Here is a 16633-nt window from a genome sequence, read left to right as displayed (position 1 = left end):
GGAGGCGGGATATGACTAACGAGAGCCGTGTAGATCCGGTAGAGATTCTGGCCCGGGTTGGAGGGGTTCTGCCCGGTATCGGTGGCAGCGAGAGAGCGTTTGAAGTTGTGCTGGACAAGATTCGTAAGGCGGGGTGGGAGTTAGCTGAATCAAGCTATCGCGATCCTCGCGGCTCCACTGAGTGTGGATCTGTCTTTATCGAAGGAATCAAGTATTCTGTCCATTATGGCCTGCGGGTGCGCCGAGACTTGATCGATGATTCGGAGGGTGAACTCAAGCAGCGCCCGATCCTTGGGTATGCGGCGTGGGTGGAACCCAGTCTCAGCGAATATGTTGTTGAATAAAGACTGTCCGATCGCCGCCTTCATCCTTTGGGCGGGTTACCCCGCTCCTTGGGTTCGCTCGGAAGGTCGAGCCCTGTCAGGTCTCACGACTCGTTGAGGACGGTCGGCGCGACCACGTGTGAGCGGTGTTCGTGTCGATTCGATGACGGCTCGTGTTCGAGCCTTACGGGCTGCTCCTGAGTCTGTTGCTTGATCCGCAACGGACGCTGGGTGGGCCTTCTGGCGGCGTAGGCGCTGACCTGGGCCGATCCCCGGGTGACCCGAATGGCGCGGCTGGAGCCGGTCGCATACCGTGCCGGTCGTGGACGGACGACGGAGCTATCCCGAGGATGAGCAGGGGTCGCGATGGGGCGACCGCGGATACGAGTCGGACTGGCGCGCCGCGGGTGAGCCCCGCTACCGCGACGACGACTACCGCATGCCGGAGCAGCGGGCCGGTGAGAGCCGGTACGCCGAGCCGGGCCGGTACTCCGCCGCCGACCCGCTGGTGGACGACACGAGCAGTTGGCGGTCGCAGCGGCCCGACGACCCGGAGGTCTCCGGTGAGCTACCCGGGACGCGGGCCGGCCGGCGGGCAGCCCGCGAGTCCGCGGACGATTCGCTCGCCGCGGTGTCCCGCAGCGGTGTGGACGCGCTCGGCACCGCCGCGCACGGCAACCCGCTGAGCGCGGTGCCGGCGAGCCCGCTCGGCGCCCCGGCCTCCGACGGCGCGTCCCGTACCGGCGGCGACCCGTACGGCCTGGCCGCTCACAACGCCGATCCGCGCGGTGGCGGCAACGCGCTGGCCCTCGGCGGCGCTGCCGGCCAGGCCGGTCCGGGGCCGCTCGGCGGCTACCCGATCGTGGACACCGGCCGGTCGGCCGAGCCGCCGGTGACCGGTGGGACGGACCCGTCGGCCGCGGCGCGGCTCAACCCCGGCGAGGCGACTCCGCTGCGGATCGGTGAGCGCCCGGCCGGTCCGGCCGAGCCGGCGGCGACCCCGAATCCGCTGGAGATGCCGACCGGCCCGATGCCGGCACTCATGCCCCGGCCGGACGGTCCGCCGCCCGGTGACGGCGTCTACCGGACCCGGCGTCCGGCGCTCGCGGTGCTGCTGGCGGTGATGGTGCTGGTGCTGGAGGTGCCGGCGGTACGGGTGTTGCTGCACGGCCTGTTCGGCGACCCGGTGTCGACGTCGCACGTGGTGGTGGGCATGTTCCTGACCGTCGGACTGCCGATCTTCGGCACCGGCCTGTACGGGCTGCGTACCGGCGGGCTGGCGCTCGCCGACGGCAGCCGGGGCTGGCTGCGCCCGCCGACGGCGTACCTGACGGTCGGGCTGGTCCTCTTCCTCGCCGCAGCCCTCGCGGCGGGCTGAGCGGGGAAACGCCCATCCACCCCGAAGTGGCGGTGTCACCGACAGGTTGACACCGCCACTTCGCCGTAACGGAGTCGATCAAGGCCCGAATCGATCGAGCCGGCCTCCCGCACCCGAGGGCCGTGCGGCGGACAGGGCGCGTACACTGGTCGACTGGCGACCGCCTCGTGCGGTCGACCTCGCGTGCCCTCTCCACGGTCTCCTCCGTGGGGCGACGGCCTCCCTGGTCCCGGTTCTTCACCCGGGCCCACCCCGGCCGCCGACCGGGCGCCAGGCGTCCGGCCGCCGGCCGGACGGACAACCAGGGACACAGTAGGAGTAACCCACCATGGCCGTCGTGACCATGCGTCAGCTGCTGGAAAGCGGTGTGCACTTCGGGCACCAGACCCGGCGCTGGAACCCGAAGATGAAGCGCTTCATCTTCACCGAGCGCAACGGTATCTACATCATCGACCTGCGCCAGACGCTCGACTACATCGAGAAGGCGTACGAGTTCGTCCGCACCACCGTCGCCGGTGGCGGCAGCATCCTGTTCGTCGGCACCAAGAAGCAGGCCCAGGAGGCCATCGCCGAGCAGGCGACCCGGGTCGGCCAGCCGTACGTCAACCACCGCTGGCTCGGTGGCATGCTGACCAACTTCCAGACCGTGTACAAGCGGCTGCAGCGGATGAAGGAGCTGGAGGCCCTGGGTGACCTGAGCGGCACCGCCGCCGGTTACACCAAGAAGGAGACGCTCCAGCTCTCCCGTGAGAAGATCAAGCTCACCAAGACCCTCGGTGGTCTGCGGGACATGCAGAAGCTCCCGGCCGCGGTGTGGATCGTCGACACCAAGAAGGAGCACATCGCCGTCGACGAGGCCCGCAAGCTGGGCATCCCGGTGATCGCGGTGCTCGACACCAACTGCGACCCGGACGAGGTCGACTTCCCGATCCCGGGCAACGACGACGCCATCCGCTCGGCCGAGCTGCTGACCAAGGTCGTCGCCGCCGCCGTCGCCGACGGTCTGATCGCCCGCTCCGGCCGTAACCGGGGCGCGGACGAGAAGCCCGAGGCCGGCCAGGTCGCCGCCGACGAGCCGCTGGCCGAGTGGGAGCGTGAGCTGCTCGAGGAGCCGAAGAAGGCCGACGAGCAGCCCGCCGCCGCCGCTGCCGAGCAGCCGGCGACCGCCGCCGCCGAGTGATCTCGCCGTCGCGTCCCCACCGTCGGCGATTCCCGGCGGTGGGGCGCGACGGGTACGCCGGGCGGCAGCACCGGCCCGGAACCGGGTAACCAGCACCCCAGACCACCTCACTGACACCGAAGAGAGAGTCATGTCCAACTTCACCGCCGCGGACGTCAAGAAGCTCCGCGACCTCACCGGCGCCGGCATGATGGACTCCAAGAAGGCGCTGACGGAGGCCGAGGGCGACTTCGACAAGGCCGTCGAGATCCTGCGCGTCAAGGGCGCCAAGGACGTCGGCAAGCGGGCCGGCCGCACCGCCGCCAACGGGCTCGTCGCCCACTCCGGCCAGGCGCTGCTCGAGCTCAACTGCGAGACGGACTTCGTCGCCAAGAACGACGCCTTCATCGCGCTGGCCCAGCAGCTCGTCGAGCACGGCGTGGCCAGCGGCGCCACCAACGCCGAGGAGCTGCTCGCCAGCAGCATCGACGGCAAGAGCGTGGCCGACCTGATCCAGGAGCAGTCCGCCAAGATCGGCGAGAAGCTGGTGCTCAACCGCTTCGCCAAGCTCGACGGCACCACCGCGGTCTACCTGCACCGCAAGAGCCAGGACCTGCCCCCGGCGGTCGGCGTGCTCGTGGAGTTCACCGGCAAGACCGACGAGGCGGCGGACGCCGACGCGCGCGCCGTGGCCATGCAGATCGCCGCGATGCGGCCGAAGTACCTCACCCGCGACGAGGTGCCGGCCGAGACCGTCGAGTCGGAGCGGCGCATCGCCGAGCAGACCGCCCGCGAGGAGAACAAGCCCGAGGCGGCGCTGCCGAAGATCGTCGAGGGCCGGGTGAACGCCTTCTTCAAGGACTTCGTCCTGCTGGAGCAGGCGTCGGTCGCCGACAACAAGAAGACCGTCAAGCAGGTGCTGGCCGACGCCGGCATCGAGGTGACCCGCTTCCTGCGGTTCGAGGTCGGCCAGGCCTGAGCCGCCGCGCCGGGCCTTCCGGGCCCGGGCACAGGGGAGAACGTCGACGAGGAGGCCGCCGGTGTACGCGACAGGCACCGCGGCCTCCTCGTCACATAGGGTCGGCAAGGGCACGTACGCGACGCCCGCGCTATGCGCGGGGAGAAGGGGCGGGGCGGATGACGCAGGTTGTGAGTGACCGGAGCCTGGCGATGGAGGATCCGACCGCGCCTCCTCCCGGTCGGTCCCGCCGGGTGGTGCTGAAGCTCTCCGGTGAGGTCTTCGGCGGCGGCGCGATCGGCGTCGACCCCGACGTCGTGCAGGGCATCGCCCGGCAGATCGCCACCGTCGTACGCCGTGGTGTGCAGGTCTCCGTGGTGGTCGGCGGCGGCAACTTCTTCCGCGGCGCCGAGCTGCAGAAGCGGGGCATGGACCGGGCCCGCGCGGACTACATGGGCATGCTCGGCACGGTCATGAACTGCCTGGCCCTCCAGGACTTCCTGGAGAAGGAGGGCATCGAGACCCGGGTGCAGACCGCGATCACCATGGCCCAGGTCGCCGAGCCGTACATCCCGCTGCGGGCGATCCGGCACCTGGAGAAGGGCCGCGTGGTCATCTTCGGCGCGGGCGCCGGCATGCCGTACTTCTCCACCGACACGGTGGCCGCCCAGCGGGCGCTGGAGATCCGCGCGGACGTGGTGTTGATGAGCAAGAACGGCGTGGACGCGGTGTACACCGCCGACCCCCGGATCGACCCGACCGCGAGCAAGCTCGACTCGATCACCTTCTCCGAGGTGCTGCGCCGTAACCTGCGGGTGGCCGACGCCGCCGCGTTCAGCCTCTGCATGGAGAACGGCCTGCCGATGCTGGTCTTCGGCGCCCAGGGCGACGACACCATCGTCCGGGCCGTCGCCGGTGAGAAGATCGGCACCCTGATCACCGCCTGACCGGCCCGCCGGATCGACAAGCGGTCCCTCTGCCACGGCGGCACCCGCACTACCCACGACGAGCGACAGAAGGAGGCGAGGAGACCGGTGATCGACGACACCCTCCTCGAGGCGGAGGAGAAGATGGAGCGTGCCATCGAGCACGCCAAGGAGGAGTTCGGCGGGATCCGTACCGGTCGCGCCAACGCCGCCATGTTCTCCCGGATCGTCATCGACTACTACGGCAGCCCGACCCCGCTGCCGCAGATGGCCTCCATCGCGGTGCCCGAGCCCCGCATGGTGATCATCAAGCCGTACGACAACTCGCAGCTGGGCGCCATGGAGAAGGCGATCCGCGACTCGGACCTCGGGGCCAACCCGAACAACGAGGGCAACCAGCTCCGCATCGTCCTGCCGCAGATGACCGAGGAGCGGCGCCGGGAGATGATCAAGGTCGCCCGGCAGAAGGGCGAGGAGGCCAAGGTCGCCGTCCGCAACATCCGCCGCAAGGCCAAGGAGGAGCTGGACCGCCTGGTCAAGGACGGCGAGGTCGGCGAGGACGAGGGCCGGCGCGCGGAGAAGGAGCTGGACGATCTGACCCAGCGTTTCGTCGCTACCGTCGACGAGCTGGTCAAGCACAAGGAGAACGAGCTGCTCGAGGTCTGAGCGCGCGCGTACCCCGCACGGCACCGCCGCCGTCGCCCGCACGGGCGGCGGCCCGGTGCCGTCGTCGTGCCCGGCGGCGCAGACCCTCGGGGCTCCGGCGGGTGCAGTAGGCTCGGCACGATTCCCGGCCACCACGGGGTGAACGGCGGGGGTCGCCCGGCCGTCGGTCGGTCAACAGAAGTCTCACGCCGGTAGGGGATGGTTTTGGTCTTGCGTCATGTGGTGGCTCTCGTACCGGCTGCCGGTGCGTGATGTCCCACCCCGACCCCTACGGCAGCACCGAGCCGCGTGGCTGGGACCGTCCGGCCCCCGCTCTGCCCTGGCCGGACACCGATCTGGAGCCGGGCCCCTGGCGGCCCGCCCCGGCGGCGCCCACCCACCCGACCGAGCCGGGCGGCTACGCCCGCCCCGGCGCCGCCCCGGACACGTACGCCGCCCCGGACACGTACGCCGCCCCGGACACCTATGCCGGCCCGGACACGTACGCCGGGCCGTACCCGAACAGCGGTCGGCGCCACGACGGACCGGGCCGGTACGACGGACCGCCGGCCGGCGACCGCGGCCGGCCCGGCGGGCCGGAGCACCGCGGCCCGTGGGGTGAGCCGGCCCGCGACGACGAGTACCCGACCGCGCAGATCGCGCCGGTGCGCGACGAGCCCACCGACCAGATCCCGGCGGTACGCGACGAGCCCGAGCCCGAGCCGCCGCCCGGTCGCCGGGGTCGGGGGCGACGGCGGGCGAGCGCCGAGCGTCCGCCGACCACCACGCCGACGACGTCCCGGGCGGGGCGCAACCTGCCGGCCGCGATCGGCGTCGGGGTGGCCCTCGGCGCCGCGGTGGTGGTGCCGCTGTTCTTCTTCATGCCGGCGTTCCTGGCCGTGCTGGCGACCGCGGTCGGGATCGGCATCTGGGAGATGGCCCGGGCGGTACGCCGCAGCGGCGCCCACCCGCCGCTGGCGCCGCTGGTCGCCGGTGGCGTGATCACGGTGGGCCTGGCCTGGTTCGCCGGCCCGGACGCGCTCTGCCTCGGCCTGCTGGTCACGGTGCTGGGCACGATGATCTGGCGGCTGGGCGACGGGCCGGGCAACTACCAGCGCGACCTCACCGCGGCCACCCTGATCGCGGTGTACGTGCCGTTCCTCGCCGGGTTCGCGGCCATGCTCGCGGCGGCACCGGGCGACGGGCACCTGCGGGTGCTGGTGACGCTCGTCGCGGTGGTGCTCTCCGACACCGGCGGGTACGCGGCCGGCGTGTCGTTCGGCAAGCACCCGATGGCACCCACGATCAGCCCGAAGAAGTCCTGGGAGGGCTTCGCCGGCTCGGTGACCGCCGCGGCGGCGGGCAGCGCGGTGCTGCTGTGGGTGTTGTTCGACGTGGCGCCCTGGTGGGGCGCGCTGTTCGGGATGGCGATCTCGGTCTCCGCGGTGCTCGGCGACCTCGCCGAGTCGATGATCAAGCGGGATCTCGGCGTCAAGGACATGAGCAACCTGCTGCCCGGGCACGGCGGTCTGATGGACCGGCTCGACTCGATCCTGTTCGCGGTCCCGGTGGCCTACCTTCTGCTCGCCGTGTTCGTCCCGGTGGTGAGCTGAGGTATGCGTCACGGCGGGGACCCGCGGCGGGCCGGGCGGCCGGGGGCGATTCGACACGTACGGACGGGTGCGTCCGGGCGGGAGCGTGTCAGACTGGACGCGCCATGACGAGTCTCCCGCTGATCTCCGTAGACCCCGACGCCCGCGGCCGCCGACCCTCGATGCCTCCGCGCCACCTCGCCGACCTGGACCTGTCCGGCCGGCAGGCGCTCGTCACCGAGCTGGGCGAGCCGGCGTTCCGCGCCAAGCAGGTCTCCAACCACTACTTCGGCCGCCTGGTGCGCGACCCGGAGCGGATGACCGACCTGCCGGCGGCGACCCGGGAGCGGCTGGCGGGTGAGCTGCTGCCCACCCTGCTCACCCCGGTACGCGAGCTGGCCTGCGACGACGGCGCGACCCGTAAGGCGCTCTGGCGGCTGCACGACGGCTCGCTCGTGGAGAGCGTGCTGATGGGCTACCCGGACCGGGTGACCGTCTGCATCTCCAGCCAGGCCGGGTGCGGCATGGCCTGCCCGTTCTGCGCGACCGGCCAGGCCGGGCTGACCCGCAACCTGTCCACCGCCGAGATCGTCGACCAGGCGGTCTACCTGGCCGGGGTGGCCGCCTCCGGCGCGGTGTCCGGCTCGCCGCCGCGGCTGTCGCACGTGGTGTTCATGGGCATGGGCGAGCCGCTGGCCAACTACTCGCGGGTGGTGGCGGCGATCCGCCGGCTGGTCGCTCCGGCGCCGGAGGGCCTGGGCCTGTCGCAGCGGCACATCACCGTCTCCACGGTCGGGCTGGTCCCGGCGATCCGGCGACTGGCCAGCGAAGACCTCTCCGTGACCCTTGCGTTGTCGCTGCATGCCCCCGATGATGAGCTGCGCGACGAACTCGTCCCGGTCAACCAGCGCTGGAAGGTGTCCGAGGTGCTGGACGCGGCGTGGGACTACGCGGCCACGACGGGGCGTCGCGTGTCCATCGAATACGCGATGATCAAGGACGTGAACGACCAGCCGTGGAGAGCAGATCTGCTCGGGCGGCTGTTGGCCGGCAAGCTGGCCCACGTGAACCTGATCCCGCTCAACCCGACTCCGGGCAGCCGCTGGGACGCCAGCCCGAAGCCGGTCGAGCGGGAGTTCGTCCGGCGGTTGCGCGACGCCGGGGTGTCGACCACCGTGCGGGACACCCGGGGACGCGAGATCGACGGGGCGTGTGGCCAGCTCGCCGCCGCCGGGGACACGGACGGCGACTCACGCGCGGCAACGGCGTAGCGGTACGAGACCAGGAGACATAGTGGCGAGTCAGGGTCAGCGTTTCCGGCGTAAGGCGCTCCGCCGGGGATACAAGGTCGACGAGGTCGACGCCTTCCTGGACCGGGTCGAGGCGACACTCGCCGGTCAGCCGGTCGGCGCGCCCGTGGCCTCCCAGGAGGTCCACGACGTCGTCTTCCGGGTCCGCTTCAACGGCTACGACGAGTGGCAGGTGGACCTGCACCTCGACCGGGTCGAGCGGCAGCTCGCCGAGCTGGAGGAGCGCGGTGGCGCCCCCGCCGGGCGCGGTGGCGACCCCCGGATTCCCGACCGGCTCGGCCCGCCGATGCGCGACGACAGGGGCATGTCGCCGGTGCCGCAGCCGCCGATGCCGCCCCGGCAGATGCCGGCCCAGCCCGGCCCGCCCGCCGACCGCTACGGCAGCCGCTACGACGAGCCGACCGGCGCGTTCGCCGGCGGGTACGACGGCCCGCGCGGTGGCTACGACGGCCCGCGTGGCCCGGGCGGCCCCGGCCCGATGGGCCCGGGCGCGCCGATCGGGCACGGCGGCCCGCCGCCGCGTGGCCTGCCGCCCGGCCCCGGCGGCTACGGCCAGGACAGCGGCCCCGGCGGGTACGGCCAGGACACCGGTCCGGGCGGCTACGGCCAGGACAGCGGCGGGTACGGCCAGGACAGCGGCCCCGGCGGGTACGGCCAGGAGGAGCGCTTCGACGGCTTCGAGGCCGGCCGGCGCGGGCGTGCCGACATGACCGCCGAGATCCGCATGCCCGAGCGTGAGCTGCGTGGTCGTGGCCCGGGTGGCCCGCCCGCGCTGCCGCAGCAGGGCTACGGCGCGCCGGAGCCCGGTTACGGGCCGCCGGACCAGGGTTACGGCCCCGGCCCTTCGATGACCGGCCCGCCGCTGGTGACCCCGCCGGTCGCCGGTCCGCCGATGGTGGGCCCGCCGATGGCCGGCCCGCCCGGCAGCGACCTCTACCGGGTCGACCAGATCCGGCGCAGCTTCCAGGTCCGCCGGTTCGGCAGCGGGTACGACCCGGACCAGGTCGACCGGTTCTTCGACACGCTGCTCGGCGGCATGCAGGGCCGCAACCCGATGCCGGTGAACCCGAAGGACCTCGACACGCTGCGTTTCGGGCTGGTGCCCGGCGGCTACTTCGAGGCCGAGGTCGACGCCGCGCTCAAGGACGTGCAGGACATCCTGCTCGGCCGCTGACCCGCACCCGACGACGAAGGGCCCACCCCGCGAGGGGTGGGCCCTTCCGCGTACCGTTTGCGCCGCTCGTCAGGACCGCAGGCCGTTGCGGCGCAGCACGGCGTCGCCGATGACGATGGCGACCAGCAGCCCGGCGATCCCGAACAGCCAGATGTGCTCCACCCGGCCCTCCTCGATCCCGCAGAGCGCCATCAGAACCAAGACCAGCGCCGACAGCAACGCGCCGATCCGTCCGGACTTGCGGTGCCCGGGCTTGTGCTGATCTGGCGCGGTTACCGGCTCGTCTCCTGCCACTGTCGGTCCTTCCCTCGCGATCGGATCTCCGATCAGTCTGGCACGCCCTCAACCGGCCCCGGCGCAGGGTCCGGCCTCCGGTGCGCTTGATGACCCGGGCGGGCGACAGCGTGGTTGTCGCATGACCCGGGCCGTAGGTCCCGTCCGGGTCGGGGCGGTTGGGCACTACCGGCGTCGCGGGACGGCGAGCACACTGCCTCCGGTAGCGTCTTGACGTACACCTGATGCCTTTTTGAGGGGGACTGCGGTGCGAGTGACCGGTACGGGCCATGCCAGCATGCGGATCGACACGGCCGCGGGCAGCATCCTGTGCGACCCGTGGGTCAATCCCGCCTACTTCGCCTCGTGGTTCCCCTTCCCGGACAATTCCCTGCTCGACTGGGAGACCCTCGGCCAGGTCGACTACCTGTACGTGTCGCACCTGCACCGGGACCACTTCGACGCCAAGCACCTGCGCGACTTCGTGTCCAAGGACGCCACCGTCCTGCTCCCCGAGTTCCCCACCTCGGAGATGGAGGACGAGTTCCGGGAGCTGGGCTTCACCAAGTTCCTCAAGGCCCCGAACGAGCAGGTCGTGGAGCTGCCCGGCGGCCTGAAGATCATGATCCAGGCGCTGACCAGCCCGACCGACGGCCCGATCGGCGACTCCTCGCTCTGGGTCGAGTACGACGGCGTCCGGCTGCTCAACCAGAACGACGCCCGCCCGACCGACCTGAGCGTCTTCGCCGAGCTGGGCCACGTGCACGCGCACATGCTGCAGTTCTCCGGCGCGATCTGGTACCCGATGGTCTACGAGCTGCCGCAGTCGGCGAAGACCGCGTTCGGCAAGCAGAAGCGGGACCGGCAGTTCGACCGCACGTGGCGCTACATCGACGACCTGAAGGCCGACCACGTCTTCCCGATCGCCGGCCCGCCGTGCTTCCTCGACGACGAGCTGTGGCAGTTCAACGACATCTTCGGCGACGAGGGCAACATCTTCCCCGACCAGTCGGTGTTCCTGTCCGAGTACGCCAAGGTCGGCGGCACCAACGGCATCGTGCTGCTGCCGGGCAGCGTCTCGGAGATCACCACCGAGGGCGCGACCACCACGCACCCGGTGCCGGTGGAGGAGTTCTTCGCGAACAAGGTCGCCCACCTGGAGGAGATGCGGGAGCGCAAGCGCGGCGTCATCGAGGCCGAGAAGGCGTCCTGGCGGCACCCCGAGGTCGACGTGCTGGGTGAGATGAAGCGCCGGATCGAGCCGCTGCTGGACGAGTCGATCTACCTGGCCAAGGGCGTCGGCGGGCCGGTCCGCTTCGACCTGGTCGGCTACGACGGCTCCGAGGTCGAATCCATCGTGGTGGACTTCCCGGGCAAGGAGGTCCGGCCGTACGCGGACGAGAAGGTCCGCTACCGCTTCCGTACCGAGCGGGCGCTGATCGAGCACCTGCTGCACATCGGCGAGGTCGACTGGGTCAACTCGCTGTTCCTGTCGTGCCGCTTCTCGGCGGCCCGCATCGGCCAGTACAACGAGTTCGTCTACGCCTTCTTCAAGTGCCTCTCCGAGGAGCGCCTCCAGTACGCCGAGGGCTGGTACGACGAGCACGAGCGGGCCGTCGACGCCGAGGACATCACGCTCGACGGCTGGGTGGTGCAGCGGCGCTGCCCGCACCTGAAGGCGGACCTGAGCCGGTTCGGCATCGTCGACGGCGACCAGCTGACCTGCCAGCTGCACGGCTGGAAGTTCGACCTGGCCAGCGGCCGCTGCCTGACCAGCGTCGGGCACAAGATCCGGGCGCACCGCGCGGACGCGGAGACCTCGACGCCGGCCGTCTGACGGTTTCGCCCCGCACGCCGCCCCCGGCACGCGACCATCGGTCGTGAGGGGGCGGCGTGACGGGTGCGGACAGGGAACCGGTGTACCGGTTCGGGCGCGGCAGCGAGATGGCGCGGGACGCCTCGCGGGTGGAGGCGTTCAGCGACGCGGTGATCGCCATCGTGCTCACCCTGATGGCCGTCGAGCTGCTGGCGTTCGACCCGGACCTGCCGCAGGACGACGGGCTGGCCGCGGTGCTCGTGCAGGAGTGGCGGGCCTACCTGGCGTACGTGATCACCTTCGCCATCGTCGGCCAGGTCTGGCTGACCCACCACAACATGTGGCGCTACGTCTGCCGGGTCGACCAGATGCTGCTGGTGCTGAACCTGCTGCTGCTGATGTTCGTGGCGGCGATCCCGTTCACCGCCGACCTGCTCGCGGACAACCTGCGCGGCACCGTGCGCGACCAGCGGCTGACCGCCGCGCTGTACGTGGGCGTGGTGCTCGGCGAGGCGCTCTTCTTCAACCTGAGCTGGTGGTGGGCGCGCCGCCGCGGGCTGCTGCACGCGGATCTGGACCCGAGGCTGGCGAGCGCGGTGGCCCGCCGGTTCCGGCTCGGCCCGCTGCTCTACCTGGTCGCGTTCGCCATCGTGTTCATCGACCCGCTGCTGAGCCTGCTGGCGTACCTGCTGCTGGTCGGCGTCTACCTGGTGCGCGGTCCGGGCGATCTCCCGCCCGCCGGCCAGGAGGCGCCCGACACGCCGTGAGCGGTTGTTAAGAAGGGGCCCTTCCTCTACCGGAGGCGTTAATAAGGGGCCCTTCCTTACATCTCGGCGAGGATGCGGCGGGCGGCGTTGTGGCCGGCCGCGCCGATCACGCTGCCCGCCGGGTGGCAGCCGGCGCTGCCCGCGTACACGCCGTCCACACCCGTCGCGTACGGCATCCGGTCGGTGAACGACACCGTGTTGTCGACGTGGTGGATGTGCCCGCCGGTGATGCCGAAGTGCGCCTCGATGCCGGGCGGCGGCAGCGGCACCGCGTCCGCGACCAGGTCACCGGCGCCCGGGGCGTACCGTTCGCAGATCGCGAGCAGCCGCTCCACGTAGCCGGGCAGCGCCGCGTCCCAGGTGGTGCCGGCCAGCTCGTAGGGGACCGACTGGACGAACAGCGCCGACGAGTGGTGCCCCGCCTCGTCGGACAGCGACGGGTCGACAGTGGTGTGCAGGTACCACTCGATCGTCGGCTCGTCCGGCAGCCGCCCGGCCCGCACGTCCGCCCACATGCCGCGCAGCGCCGCCATCGGCGACTCGCCGCCGTCGCCGACGAGCGAGGCCGAGCCGGGCAGCAGGTGGATGGTCGACCCGAACGGGCTCGGCGCGTCCGCCGGCAGGCAGGAGAAGCGCGGCAGCCCGGTCAGCGCCAGGTTGAGCTTGAGCGTGGTGCCGGGGCGGCGGACCGCCGCCATCCGCGCGCTCAGCTCCGCCGGGAGCGCGCCGTCGGGCAGCAGCTCCATCAGCCGGTACGGGTCACAGCCCCCGAGCACCACCGGGGCGTCCACCTCCCGCCCGTCGGCGAGTGTCACTCCGGCGGCGGCGCCCCCGGTCAGCCGGATGGCGGTGACCGGCGCGTCGGCCACGATCCGCGCGCCCGCGCGCACGGCGGCCTCGGCGAACGTGCGCGACACCATGCCCATGCCGCCCCGGGTGATCATCCAGGTGCCGTCCGCGCCGGGCAGCCGGCACATGTTGTGCACCAGGAAGTTGTGCCCGGTGCCGGGGTCGTCCGGGCCGGCGTTGAGCCCGGACAGGCCGTCGGTGACCGCGTACATGCTGACCAGCAGCTCGGAGCGGAAGTCGAAGCGGGCCAGGTGGTCGGCCACCGAGCCGCGGACCAGGTCGACGAAGACCTGCCGCAGCGCGGGCCGCACGTAGCGCTCGGCGGTCTCCTCGACCGGCAGCGGCTCGGCCAGCCACGCCGGGGCGAGATCCTCCCGCAGCTGGGCCAGCTCGGCGTGCAGCGCGTCGTCGGCTGCCACGTCGGCGGGGGAGAACATCTCCGCGAGCTGCCGCCGGCTCGCCGCCACGTCGCTGCCCGCCAGCAGGTACGGCGAGCCGAGCCCGCCCGGCGTGGGCAGGAAGTAGTGCGGGTCGCGGCGCAGTACCGGGATGGTCACGTCGAGCGTGGCCAGCAGCTCCGGGGGCATCAGCCCGAGCAGGTACGACCCGGTGGAGTGACGCAGCCCCGGCACCTTCGGGAACGGGTTCTCGGTGCGGGTCGCGCCGCCGATCACCCCGGACGCCTCCAGCACCAGCACGTCCAGGCCGGCGCGGGCCAGCAGGATCGCCGAGACCAGGCCGTTGTGCCCGGCGCCGACCACCACGACGTCGGCGCGGGACGGCAGCTCACTCGCGTCGCTCCCGGTGCGTTCGCTCATGCCGCGACCCTAGCGGCGGCCGGGCACGGGCGGGAGGGTTCGCAGCGGGGCGCTACCGTTCCCGGCATGTCTCCGGCTGTCCAGATCGCGCTCGCGGTGGCGCTCGTCGTGGTGGTGCTCCTGCTCCTGCTCGTGCTGCGGCGCGACCGCCCCCGGGACCTGGTCGCCCCGGATCGCCCGGCCGGCGGCGGGCAGGCCGAGGTGCTCCGCCTGATCCACGCGGGGCGCCGGGTCGAGGCGGTCAAGGTGCTGCGTGAGCAGACCGGCCTGTCGCTGCTGGAGGCGAAGCAGGCGGTGGACGCGCTGGCGGCCGGCGGGTCCTGGTCGCCCGGCCCTCCGGTGCCCGGAAAGGGCGTCGACGACGCGGTGCGGGCCGAGGCCGCGCGGCTGCTGCACCGGGGCGAGAAGATCCAGGCGATCAAGGTGGTACGCGAGCACACGCACATGTCGCTCGCCGACGCGAAGCGGTACGTCGAGGGCCTCTGACGCCGGACGGCCGTCACCGGGCGTTCACCTTATAGTGGCAGTTGTCGATGCATTTCCGTCCTACCGTCGACGGGACACCCACCGCCTCCGGGAGGTAACCCCCGATGGATCGTCGTACCGTCCTGCGTGCCACAGCCGTCGGCGGCGCCGCCGCTTTCGCCGGTGGTCTCTGGGCCGCCGCGGCCGCACCGGCCCAGCCCGCTCAGCCCGGCCCCGGCCCGTACGGCGACCTGCTGTCCGCCGACGTCAACGGTCTCCAGTTGCCGACCGGCTTCACCAGCCGGGTGATCGCGCGGTCCGGGCAGCGGGTCGCCGGCACCTCGTACACCTGGCACCCGGCGCCGGACGGCGGCGCCTGCTTCCCGTCCGGCGACGGCTGGATCTACGTCTCCAACTCGGAGGTGCCGCTCGTCGGCGGCGCGTCGGCGGTGCGGTTCGCCGCCGACGGCGCGATCGCCGCCGCGTACCGGATCCTCGGCGGCACGAACGTCAACTGCGCCGGTGGGCCGACCCCGTGGGGGACGTGGCTGTCCTGCGAGGAGGTGCCGCTGGGCCGGGTCTTCGAGACCTGGCCCGAGGGCGGCCGGGCCGGCGAGGAGCGGACCCGGATGGGCCGCTTCAAGCACGAGGCGGCGGCCTGCGACCCCCGGCGGCGGGTGGTCTACCTGACCGAGGACGAGTCGGACGGCTGTTTCTACCGGTTCGTGCCGGACAGCTGGGGTGACCTGCGCACCGGCCGGGTGCAGGTGCTCTGCGCCCCGGACGGCCAGGTCACCGGCCCGGTGACCTGGCGGGACCTGCCGGACCGGGACGGGTTCCCGGTGCCCACCCGCCACCAGGTGGGTGCCGCGCAGACGTTCGACGGCGGCGAGGGCTGCTGGTACGCCGACGACACCTGCTGGTTCACCACCAAGGGCGACAACCGGGTGTGGGCGTACGACGCGGTGAACCAGCGGCTCGACCTCGCGTACGACGACTCGCTGGTGCCGGCCGGCGCCGCGCCGCTGACCGGCGTCGACAACATCACCGGCACCGCCGGCGGCGACCTCTACGTGGCCGAGGACGGCGGCAACATGGAGATCAACGTGATCACGCCCGCCGGTGTGGTGACCCCGTTCCTGCGGCTGCTCGGGCAGTCCGAGTCGGAGATCACCGGGCCGGCGTTCTCCCCGGACGGCAGCCGCCTCTACTTCTCCTCCCAGCGCGGCACCAGCGGCGCCCGGGCCGGCACCGGCGGCATCACGTACGAGGTGCGCGGCCCGTTCCGGCGCTGACCCGCAGCCGTCAGGCGCGGGCCGCCTCCCGGGCGGCCCGCCACCGGCTCGCCGCCAGCGTCGCGGAATAGCCGGACAGCACGATCACGTGGAACAGGTACAGCCACAGCAGCACCGCCACGCCGCCGCCGATCTCGTCGAACCCGCCGAACGGCACGCCCAGGTCCAGCGGCAGCGAGCAGAACAGCACGAAACCGTGCAGGAAACCGGACAGGTTCGCCGCCGTGAACGAGCCCAGGACGACGGTGGCGAGCCAGTCCGGGGAGGCCGGGCCGACCACCCGGAACACCCAGATCAGCACCGGCGTGAGCACCAGCCACACGGCCAGGAACGACAGCACGACGCCGAGCGCGCCGATCCAGCCGCCCTGGCGTACCAGCCGGGTGGTCAGCGGCAGCCCCAGCAGGATCGACAGCAGCAGCGCCGGGGCGGGCGCCAGCAGCGGGAGCAGCAGCAGGCGACCCCGCCAGCCGACCAGCGCACCGGACTCGGCGCGCGGCTCGGCCACCGAGACGAACGCGCGGCGCAGCCCTTCGCCGTACAGCGAGGCCGGCAGCAGCGAGGCCAGCGCCAGCAGCGGAGTCAGCCCCAGCCCGGCCTCGACCAGCGCGGCCGCCGCCCGGTGCGCGCCGATCTCGGTGGGCAGCGTCTCGATCGCGTACCCGGTCAGCCGCCGCACCCGGTCCGCCCCGGCGAGCAGCCCGGTCAGCCAGATCGCCAGCAGCGCCACCGGCACCACGGCGATCGCGCCGTAGAACGTGATCGCGGCGGCGTGCAGGGAGAGATCCCGGCCGCGGACCGGCCGGAACGCCGCAGCCGTGATCCGCTTCGCCCGATCCCACCCGTCGCCCATCGCCCTCTCGTTCCCCGTACGGCCCCGCGCCA

16 protein-coding genes are annotated in these 16633 nt (G+C 72.3%); 13 read left to right on the top strand and 3 right to left on the bottom strand.

All coding sequences use genetic code 11. The features are described from left to right. The first annotated feature begins 11 nt into the window (after positions 1 to 11). The 9 genes from KBX43_RS04760 to KBX43_RS04720 all read left to right on the top strand — a co-directional run bounded on the left by KBX43_RS04760 (position 12) and on the right by KBX43_RS04720 (position 9465). Positions 12 to 344 carry a hypothetical protein gene (locus KBX43_RS04760; protein WP_158559959.1) on the top strand — a complete coding sequence of 111 codons (333 nt, stop codon included), beginning with the start codon at positions 12 to 14 and terminating at the stop codon, positions 342 to 344. A gap of 292 nt (positions 345 to 636) precedes the next feature. Then, complete coding sequence (locus KBX43_RS04755; RefSeq protein WP_210883407.1) at positions 637 to 1701, top strand: hypothetical protein; 1065 nt, start codon at positions 637 to 639, stop codon at positions 1699 to 1701. Between the two features lie 328 nt (positions 1702 to 2029). Beyond that, the gene (rpsB, locus tag KBX43_RS04750; protein WP_043325892.1) at positions 2030 to 2881 is read left to right on the top strand and encodes a 30S ribosomal protein S2; all 852 of its coding nucleotides are present in this window, start codon (positions 2030 to 2032) and stop codon (positions 2879 to 2881) included. 130 nt (positions 2882 to 3011) lie between these two features. After that, positions 3012 to 3839 (top strand): translation elongation factor Ts, encoded by an 828-nt coding sequence (tsf, locus tag KBX43_RS04745; protein ID WP_030504245.1) that lies wholly within the window; start codon positions 3012 to 3014, stop codon positions 3837 to 3839. 158 nt (positions 3840 to 3997) lie between these two features. Further along, positions 3998 to 4765 carry a UMP kinase gene (pyrH, locus tag KBX43_RS04740; protein WP_043325891.1) on the top strand — a complete coding sequence of 256 codons (768 nt, stop codon included), beginning with the start codon at positions 3998 to 4000 and terminating at the stop codon, positions 4763 to 4765. A gap of 87 nt (positions 4766 to 4852) precedes the next feature. After that, positions 4853 to 5410: a ribosome recycling factor gene (gene frr / locus KBX43_RS04735; protein ID WP_043325889.1), complete on the top strand. Its 558-nt coding sequence runs from the start codon at positions 4853 to 4855 to the stop codon at positions 5408 to 5410. A gap of 251 nt (positions 5411 to 5661) precedes the next feature. Continuing rightward, on the top strand, positions 5662 to 7002 hold the full coding sequence (locus tag KBX43_RS04730) for a phosphatidate cytidylyltransferase (protein WP_210883403.1): 1341 nt from the start codon (positions 5662 to 5664) through the stop codon (positions 7000 to 7002). Positions 7003 to 7106: 104 nt separating this feature from the next. Beyond that, on the top strand, positions 7107 to 8252 hold the full coding sequence (rlmN, locus tag KBX43_RS04725) for a 23S rRNA (adenine(2503)-C(2))-methyltransferase RlmN (protein ID WP_104113933.1): 1146 nt from the start codon (positions 7107 to 7109) through the stop codon (positions 8250 to 8252). Positions 8253 to 8274: 22 nt separating this feature from the next. Then, positions 8275 to 9465: a DivIVA domain-containing protein gene (locus tag KBX43_RS04720; RefSeq protein WP_069089228.1), complete on the top strand. Its 1191-nt coding sequence runs from the start codon at positions 8275 to 8277 to the stop codon at positions 9463 to 9465. A 69-nt stretch (positions 9466 to 9534) separates the two neighbouring features. Here KBX43_RS04720 and KBX43_RS04715 read toward each other — a convergent pair whose 3' ends face one another. Then, entirely contained in the window at positions 9535 to 9759 is a 225-nt protein-coding gene (locus KBX43_RS04715) for a hypothetical protein (protein WP_082931019.1), read from the bottom strand. A 247-nt stretch (positions 9760 to 10006) separates the two neighbouring features. Between KBX43_RS04715 and KBX43_RS04710 the strand changes: the two genes are divergently transcribed. Both KBX43_RS04710 and KBX43_RS04705 read left to right on the top strand, forming a co-directional pair. After that, a complete protein-coding gene (locus KBX43_RS04710; RefSeq protein ID WP_166455525.1) occupies positions 10007 to 11575 on the top strand; it encodes a Rieske 2Fe-2S domain-containing protein in 1569 nt (522 codons plus the stop codon). 107 nt (positions 11576 to 11682) lie between these two features. Next, on the top strand, positions 11683 to 12321 hold the full coding sequence (locus KBX43_RS04705; protein ID WP_210883585.1) for a TMEM175 family protein: 639 nt from the start codon (positions 11683 to 11685) through the stop codon (positions 12319 to 12321). A 56-nt stretch (positions 12322 to 12377) separates the two neighbouring features. Here the strand turns inward: KBX43_RS04705 and KBX43_RS04700 are convergent, their stop codons facing one another. Continuing rightward, the gene (locus KBX43_RS04700) at positions 12378 to 13988 is read right to left on the bottom strand and encodes an NAD(P)/FAD-dependent oxidoreductase (RefSeq protein ID WP_210883401.1); all 1611 of its coding nucleotides are present in this window, start codon (positions 13986 to 13988) and stop codon (positions 12378 to 12380) included. 66 nt (positions 13989 to 14054) lie between these two features. Here KBX43_RS04700 and KBX43_RS04695 point away from each other — a divergent pair, with 66 nt between their 5' ends. After that, positions 14055 to 14474: a 50S ribosomal protein L7/L12 gene (locus KBX43_RS04695; RefSeq protein WP_210883400.1), complete on the top strand. Its 420-nt coding sequence runs from the start codon at positions 14055 to 14057 to the stop codon at positions 14472 to 14474. Positions 14475 to 14578: 104 nt separating this feature from the next. Further along, the gene (locus KBX43_RS04690; protein WP_210883397.1) at positions 14579 to 15748 is read left to right on the top strand and encodes an alkaline phosphatase PhoX; all 1170 of its coding nucleotides are present in this window, start codon (positions 14579 to 14581) and stop codon (positions 15746 to 15748) included. Positions 15749 to 15758: 10 nt separating this feature from the next. On the opposite strand, the gene KBX43_RS04685 is transcribed toward KBX43_RS04690, so the two are convergent. Beyond that, on the bottom strand, positions 15759 to 16601 hold the full coding sequence (locus KBX43_RS04685) for a YhjD/YihY/BrkB family envelope integrity protein (protein WP_043325870.1): 843 nt from the start codon (positions 16599 to 16601) through the stop codon (positions 15759 to 15761). Positions 16602 to 16633 lie beyond the last annotated feature (32 nt).

The sequence above is a fragment of the Micromonospora sp. C41 genome (assembly GCF_018070485.1).
Classification (GTDB): Bacteria; Actinomycetota; Actinomycetes; order Mycobacteriales; family Micromonosporaceae; genus Micromonospora; species Micromonospora chalcea.
This window is presented reverse-complemented; position numbering and strand designations above follow the sequence as displayed.